General features: G+C 65.3%; 3 protein-coding genes. 2 read left to right on the top strand and 1 reads right to left on the bottom strand.

The genetic code is table 11. The annotated features are described in order from the left end of the window. Window positions 1-1168, bottom strand: a 1168-nt coding sequence (locus JMF90_RS19255) for a transporter substrate-binding protein (protein WP_201325323.1), incomplete at its 3' end; no start/stop codon positions are given. Window positions 1169-1392: 224 nt separating this feature from the next. Here JMF90_RS19255 and JMF90_RS19260 point away from each other — a divergent pair. Together JMF90_RS19260 and JMF90_RS19265 are read left to right on the top strand one after the other, a co-directional pair. Next, window positions 1393-4815, top strand: coding sequence for an ATP-binding protein (locus JMF90_RS19260; RefSeq protein WP_011547488.1), 3423 nt, complete (start codon window positions 1393-1395; stop codon window positions 4813-4815). Window positions 4816-4882: 67 nt separating this feature from the next. After that, the gene (locus JMF90_RS19265; RefSeq protein ID WP_011547487.1) at window positions 4883-5821 is read left to right on the top strand and encodes a response regulator transcription factor; all 939 of its coding nucleotides are present in this window, start codon (window positions 4883-4885) and stop codon (window positions 5819-5821) included. The last annotated feature ends 509 nt before the right edge of the window (window positions 5822-6330 follow it).

Consider the following 6330-nt stretch of genomic DNA (forward strand, 5'->3'; position numbering starts at 1 on the left):
ACAGATGGTGGTTCGCATCACCTTCCGCGTAGCCTTGCGGCGCGTTCGCCACTTCGATGCCGGCCGAATGCGCGACCACCTTGTCCACGTCGAAGCTGCCCGCGCGCTCGCACGCAGCCTTCCAGATCCACGGGCCGAGATAGGCGGCCTGGGTCACGTCGCCGATCACCGACTTCTGGCCGTAGCGCGCCTTGAACGCCACGACGAACTTCTTGTTGTTGTCGTTATCGAGCGACTGGAAGTACTTCATCGACGAATAGAAGCCCGCGAAGTTGTCGCCGCCGATGCCGAGCACTTCGTCCTCGGTCACCGACAGCGTCAGCAGGAACTGCTTCTGCGGCGTGATGCCCGCGGCCTTGAGCTGCTTGTAGAACGCCACGTTCGAGCCGCCCACCACGGTCGCGAAGATGCAGTCCGGGCGCGCCAGCTTGATCTTGTTCATCAGCGACGCGAATTCGGTCGTGCCGAGCGGGTAATACTCCTCGCCCACCACCTTCGCGTGCAGATGCTGTTCGATATGACGGCGCGCGATCTTGTTGGACGTGCGCGGCCAGATGTAGTCGGAGCCGATCAGGAAGAAGGTCTTGGCCTTCTTCGTGTTCGAGGCCCAGTCGAGCGCCCAGACAATCTGCTGGGTCGCTTCCTGGCCCGTGTAGAACACGTTCTTCGACTGTTCGAGGCCTTCGTAGAAGGTCGGGTAATACAGCAGGCCGTTGTCCTTCTCGAACACCGGCAGCACCGCCTTGCGCGAGGCCGAGGTCCAGCAGCCGAACACGGCCGCGACGTGGTCGTTCTCCAGCAGCTTCTTCGACTTTTCGGCGAAGGTCGGCCAGTCGGACGCGCCGTCTTCCTGGATGATCTGGATCTTGCGGCCCAGCACGCCGCCCATCGCGTTGATCTGTTCGATGGCGAGGCGCTCGGCCTGGATCGAGCCGGTTTCGGAAATCGCCATCGTGCCCGTGGCCGAGTGCAGTTGGCCGACCGTCACCGTGGTGTCCGTGACCGCGAGGCGCGTGGTGTTGACCTTCGCCGTGGGCGGCGTCTGCGCATACGCGCCGCGCGGCAGGCCCAGCGCCATCAGCGGCGCGGCGGCGAGACCGCCGAGCATTTTCCGGCGCAGCGGCGAAGGCATCCGGGCATCGTCATCGAATCGATCGTCTGCTGACATCACGTTCTCCTTATCGGGTGCCCGGCGCGGGTCGCTGCGGGCTGGGTCGAGGTTGGACGCAATGTAGGAAGCCAATTTGAGGATCGGAATACGTCAATCGACGTATTCCCGGTGCGCGGGCTGGAATGTAATTTGCATTGCAGGGCGCTCCTGAGCGGCGTGGTCCGCCGTTGTGCCGTCCGCGCCCCGCTCGTGCCGCTTTCGCACCATTTCGGATCATCGTCATGTCCCAGAGTCACCCGTCAGTGGGCGCGCCCGGTACGCAACGCATCGTCAAGGTGCGCCGCGACTACAACGCCTGGGTCGGCGACGAAACCCTCGAGGACTATGCGCTGCGCTTCACGCCGCGCTCGTTCCGGCGCTGGTCGGAGCTGCGCGTGGCCAATACGGCGATCGGCGCGGTGTCGTTTCTGGTGCTGGAAGCGATCGGCGGCAGTCTCGTCGTCAATTACGGCTTCACGAACGCGGTCTGGGCCATTGCGGCCGTCTCCGTGCTGATCTGGCTCACCAGCTTGCCCATCAGCTATTACGCGGCGCGCTACGGCGTGGACATGGACCTGCTCACGCGCGGCGCGGGCTTCGGCTATATCGGCTCGACGGTCACGTCACTGCTGTATGCGGTGTTCACGTTCATTTTCTTCGCGCTCGAAGCGGCCATCATGTCGCTCGCGCTTCAGCTGTATTTCCATATTTCGCTGGCGATCGCCTACGTCGTGAGTTCGCTCGTGGTGATTCCGATCGTCATGTTCGGGATCACGCTGATCAACCGCCTGCAAAGCTGGACGCAGCCGCTGTGGCTCGTCCTGTTCGTGCTGCCCTACGCAGCCGTGCTGTGGCGCCATTCCGACCTGATCGCGCAATGGACCACCTTCGCGGGCTTCGCGCCGCAAGGCCGCGCTTTCAGCCTGATCGCGTTCGGTCAAGCGTCGACGGTCGTGTTCGCGCTGATCGTGCAGGTGGGTGAACAGGTGGACTATCTGCGCTTCCTGCCGCCGCTCACCGCGAAGAACCGCACGCGCTGGTGGTTCGCGTTGCTCTCGACGGGGCCGGGCTGGATCGTGCCCGGCGCGCTCAAGATGCTGGGCGGCGCATTGCTCGCCTTCATCGCGCTGCAGTACGAAGTCGATTCTGCCCACGCCACCCAGCCGACGCAGATGTACCTCGTCGCCTATCATCTGCTGCTCGATCCGTTGGGGCTCGCGAGCTGGGCGCTGCCCGCGATGACGCTGTTCGTGATCGTCTCGCAGTTGAAGATCAACGTGACCAATGCCTATGCGGGCTCGCTCGCGTGGTCCAATTTTTTCGCGCGGCTCACGCACAGCCATCCGGGCCGCGTGGTATGGCTCGTGTTCAACGTCATGATCGCGTTGCTGCTCGTCGAAATGGGCGTGTTCGATGCGATCGCCAAGGTGCTGTCGCTCTACGCGAACATCGCGATCGCGTGGATCGGCGCGTTGTTCGCCGATCTCGTCATCAACAAGCCGCTCGGCTATAGCCCGCGACATATCGAGTTCAAGCGCGCGCATCTCTACGACGTGAACCCCGTGGGCGTCGGTGCGATGCTGATCGCGGCCGCCGTCGCGATGCTCGCGCACAGCGGCCTGTTCGGCGTGCTCGCCCAGGCGATGTCGTCGTTCATCGCGTTCGGTGCGGCGTTCGCCTGCGCGCCGCTGCTCGCGGTACTCACCCGCGGCCGCTATTACATTGCCCGCGCCGCGCAACCGACCGGCGACGCCACTTCGCTGCGCTGCGCGATTTGCGAAAACACCTTCGAACCCGACGATACGGCGCATTGCCCGGCCTATGGCGGCACGATCTGCTCGCTGTGCTGCTCGCTCGATTCGCGCTGCCACGATCGCTGCAAGCCGCACGCACGCTTCGCGTCGCAGGCCGACCGCGCGCTGCATCGCGTGCTGCCGGGCGCGCGGCTCGGCCCCGCCGCGCTGCGCCTCGTTCACTATGCGAGCCTCGTGCTGGCCATGCTCGCGGTGCTGGGCAGCGTGCTCTATCTGATCTGGGCGCAGAGCGCGACTTCGATGCGCGCCGCCGGGCCATCGATCGCTCATGCGCTTTCGGGCAGCTTTCTGAATATCTTTCTCGCGCTCTCGCTGGTGGGCTGCATCGCGGCCTGGTGGTTCGTGCTGGAGCGCGAAAACCGCCGCGTCACGCAGGAAGAGTCGCAGCGGCAAAACGAATTGCTGATGCTCGAAATCGACGCGCATCAGAAAACCGACGCGGCGCTCAAGCGCGCGACCGCCGCCGCGGAATCGGCCAACCAGGCCAAGAGCCGTTACGTGTCCGGCTTGAGCCACGAGCTGCGCACGCCGCTGAACAGCATTCTCGGCTACGCACAGTTACTGCTGCAGGCGAAGGAAGAACTCACGCCCATGCGCTACAACGCCGTGCGCACGATCCATCGCAGCGGCGAGCATCTGCTCGCGCTCGTCGACGGCCTGCTCGACATCGCGCGCATCGAGGCGGGCAAGCTTCAGTTGAACGTCGCCAAGGTATCCCTCGCCGATTTCGTCGCGCACCTGACGTCGATGCTGCGTCCGCAGGCGCTCGAAAAGGCGCTCGCCTTCGACGTGCAGACAGTCGGTCGGCTGCCCGCCACCGTGCGCACCGACCAGAAGTGCATGAGCCAGATCCTCACCAACCTGATCGGCAATGCGATCCGCTTCACGTCGAGCGGCACGATCACGCTGCGCGTCAGCCACGTGCTCGATACGCTCAAATTCGAGGTGATCGATACCGGCCCCGGCATCCCGCCCGCCGAACTGGAGCGCCTGTTCCTGCCGTTCGAACGCGGCGAAGCGGCCCATGCGTACGATCACGGCGCCGGTCTCGGGCTCACGATCTGCCGCCTGCTCACGCAAGCGCTCGGCGGCAGCCTGGAAGTGGACAGCGAAGTCGGGCACGGCACGCGCTTCGTGGTGCGCCTGTTCGCCCCGGCCGTCGACGCGGCGGCCGAAACCCACGCCGAACTCGCGTCGATTCGCGGCTATACGGGCGCGCGCCGCACCATTCTCGTGGTGGACGACCTCGACGATCAGCGCGACATCGTCGTGCAATTGCTCACGCCGCTCGGCTTCGACGTCGCTGAAGCCGCCAGCGGCACCGATGCGCTGCGCTGGCTGGCGATGCACACGGCCGACGCGATCATCATGGATATTTCGATGCCGCTGATGGACGGTTACGAAACCAGCCGCCTGATCTCCGAGAATCAGTTGTCGAACGCGCCCATCGTGCTGCTCTCCGCGAACGCATTCGCCGACGACCGCGATCGGGCGAGCGCGACCGGATGCAAGGGCTATCTGGTGAAACCGCTGCAGGTGAATCTGCTGCTCGACAAGCTCGCGCAACTGCTGGCGCTCGACTGGATCGCATCGGACGCCGGCGCCAGCGCGCGACCGGCGGCGACACAGCCGCCCACGCCCGCCGTGTGGCCACGCGAGCTCATCGAACATCTGCATGCGCATCTCGAAGTCGGCTACGTACAGGGCGTGATCGAAGCGCTCGACGCTGCCCGCGAGGCCCGGCCCGGATTGCGGGATCAAATCGACGCGTTGCGCTCGTTGGCGGAACGTTTTCAGCTAAGGGAACTCGAGCATGAACTTGACCGACTCGCGCGCGGCGCGAACGCGTGACCCGCACACCACGATCGCGGCCTCCCCGATCGCCGGCGACCCGGCCGCGTGGCTGCGCGAAGGGCCCATGATCCTGATCGTCGACGACACGCCGGAGAACCTCGCCTTTCTTTCCGACACGCTGCAGGCGCACGGCTACGTGGTGATCGTCGCGCTGTCCGGCGAGGATGCGCTCAAACGCCTCGCGCGCGTGACACCCGACGTGGTGTTGCTCGACGCGATGATGCCCGACATGGACGGCTTCGAAACATGCGTGCGGATCAAGCAGGATGGACGCCACGAGCATCTGCCCGTCATCTTCATGACTGCGTTGACGGAGAGCGAACATGTCGTACGCGGCTTTCGTGTAGGCGGCATCGATTACGTGACCAAGCCGGTGCAGCCCGAGGAATTGTGCGCACGCATCGGCGCCCATGTACGGCGTTCACGTGCGCAGTTGTACGCGGAGGCGGCACTGTCGCTCGACACGCGCGCGGCGCTGATCGTCGGCGCGGACGGCACGATTCGGTGGCAGAGCCCGCAGGCTGCGCGTCATATCGCTGCATACACGACCGCGCATGACGCCCCCGCCGATGCCCGGCAACCCACGACCGCACGCGATACCGACGCGCCGACGCAGCTGCCCGCGCTACTGCGCACGTGGTTCGTCGACTGGCTCGCGCGCGGCGCCCCGGGCGACGCCGTGCACGAATTCAGCTCGGGCCCGATACGCCGCTCGGCCAGCGCGACGCGCGGCCCGGAACCGGGCGAATGGATCGTGATCCTCAAGGAAAGAGACGACACCGTGCATTGCAATGCACTCGCCGAACGCTTCGGCTTGACCATGCGGGAGGCCGAAGTGCTGCTCTGGGTGTCGCACGGCAAGACGAACCGCGATATCGGCGACATTCTGGGCATCGCCGCGCGCACGGTGAACAAGCATCTCGAACACCTGTTCCGCAAGCTCCATGTCGAGACCCGTGCGGGCGCGGCCGCCGCGGCGATCAAGATGCTCGAGCGCACGTGACAGGGCGGCATCGCCGGATCGTCAACTTGCCGCACCCTTATCGGGCCGCCCGCCGGGGCATAATTTCGTAAACTTGATCTTTTGCTCTGATTCTGGATAATTGTTCATGCCCCGGGCGACATGCGTCCTGTAGCGCGCGCCACGAGGCCATAGCCCGCCAGCCCCTCTCGGCTGGCCTCCCCTGTTTCGGCGCCTGACCTGTTGGTCCGCCGAAATACCGTCACGATTCCACCGGGCAACGGCGGAATCGTTCGCCTGCCACGCAGGCCGTGAAGCGCCAGAGGAGACACTGGCGCCTTGCTCCAAAGTGCGGCTCCAGATCGTGCTCAACCAGAGGAATCGTCGCGCCTTCGACCCAAACCGGTTTGGATGGGCCGTGAGCGATTTCCCTACTCGGTGACCGACATGACGAAGCAATCACCCCCCGTACAAACCGGAAGTCCCTCCTGTCGGCGCGTTCCATCTGCCCGACGCGGCGGCACGACCGCCCGGCCACATCCACGCGCTCG

Origin of the sequence: Burkholderia sp. E168m23, assembly GCF_016586125.1 — a bacterium.
Lineage (GTDB): Bacteria > Pseudomonadota > Gammaproteobacteria > Burkholderiales > Burkholderiaceae > Burkholderia > Burkholderia orbicola.

Excerpts from the sequence above, each read along its gene's own strand:
- JMF90_RS19260 (WP_011547488.1), top strand. The coding sequence starts at position 1,393 with ATGTCCCAGAGTCACCCGTCAGTGGGCGCGCCCGGTACGCAACGCATC.
- JMF90_RS19265 (WP_011547487.1), top strand. The coding sequence starts at position 4,883 with ATGATCCTGATCGTCGACGACACGCCGGAGAACCTCGCCTTTCTTTCC.